Source organism: Dactylosporangium aurantiacum, assembly GCF_000716715.1.
GTDB classification, from domain to species: domain Bacteria; phylum Actinomycetota; class Actinomycetes; order Mycobacteriales; family Micromonosporaceae; genus Dactylosporangium; species Dactylosporangium aurantiacum.
The window spans coordinates 1-1,011 of sequence record NZ_JNYJ01000138.1 but is presented as its reverse complement, the minus strand read 5'-3'; the positions used below and the strand labels follow the sequence as shown (position 1 = coordinate 1,011).

Genomic DNA, 1,011 nt, shown 5'->3' with positions numbered 1-1,011 from the left:
CACCGACCGGGTCCGCCAAGCACACGCGTTCTTCCGCAACAGAACCCACGACCAGAACCTCACCACCGCAGCGCCCTGGACCTCACCCTGGCTGCCCGACGGTTACGGACAGAACTATTGATCAGGCGCTTAGCCGTACGTCGACCAGGCGCCGCTCCCGTTGCCTCGGGGGCGGCGCCGGTGCGTCGCCGGGTGGTGTCCGCCCGATCGGCCTCAAAGGAACCCGATGAGCCACACACCCGCCCGCCCAGATCCCGCCGCCACCGCTTCCGTTGTGGGCGCCGCCCCGCCGTACAGCGGACGCCGCCGCCGCTGGCTCGCCGGCCTGGCCGCCATGCTCATGGCCGCCGTCGGCGCCCTCGTCGTGCTGACCGGCGCCAACCAGGCCACCGCCGCCACCGCCTTCGTGCAGCGCTGCGGCATCCGCTTCTGCCTCGGCGGCAAGCCCTTCTACTTCGCCGGGACCAACACCTACGACGTGTTCACCTACGGCGCCGGCTCCGGCGACACCGAGACCCAGTACATGGACAAGGCGAAGATCGACGCGCACCTGGCGAACCTCGCCGCCGACAAGGTGACCGTGCTGCGCCTGTGGATGTTCAGCATGGAGAACTGGCACGGCTTCGAGACCGCCAAGGGCGTCTACCACGAGCAGCAGTTCGCCCTGCTCGACTACGTCATCGAATCGGCCCGGCGCAACAACATCCGCCTCATCCCGGTCTTCGACAACTACTGGGAGGCGTACGGCGGCATCGACCGGCGCCTGCAGTGGGAGGGCCTGTCCGGCGGCCAGCCCTGCCGCGGCCAGTTCTTCAACAAGTTCAAGTGCCCCGGCTGCTTCACCAGCCACAAGAACTACGTCTCCCACGCACTCAACCGCACCAACCACTACAGCGGCGTCAAGTACAAGGATGAACCGCCCCGGATTTGATACCGGCCCGACCTCTTGTGGAGGATCGAGTCATGTCACGCCCTTCCCCGTACCCTGCTGAGTTGCGACAGCGGGCAGTG

General features: G+C 67.6%; 1 protein-coding gene and 1 pseudogene. Both read left to right on the top strand.

The genetic code is table 11. From position 1 onward, the window contains the following. Positions 1-121: pseudogene (locus tag OP18_RS62430) on the top strand (IS630 family transposase); the annotation flags it as partial. Between the two features lie 105 nt (positions 122-226). After that, positions 227-931, top strand: a complete 705-nt coding sequence (locus tag OP18_RS50640; RefSeq protein WP_156090388.1) for a glycoside hydrolase 5 family protein — start codon at positions 227-229, stop codon at positions 929-931. The last annotated feature ends 80 nt before the right edge of the window (positions 932-1,011 follow it).

Excerpts from the sequence above, each read along its gene's own strand:
- OP18_RS50640 (WP_156090388.1), top strand. The coding sequence starts at position 227 with ATGAGCCACACACCCGCCCGCCCAGATCCCGCCGCCACCGCTTCCGTT.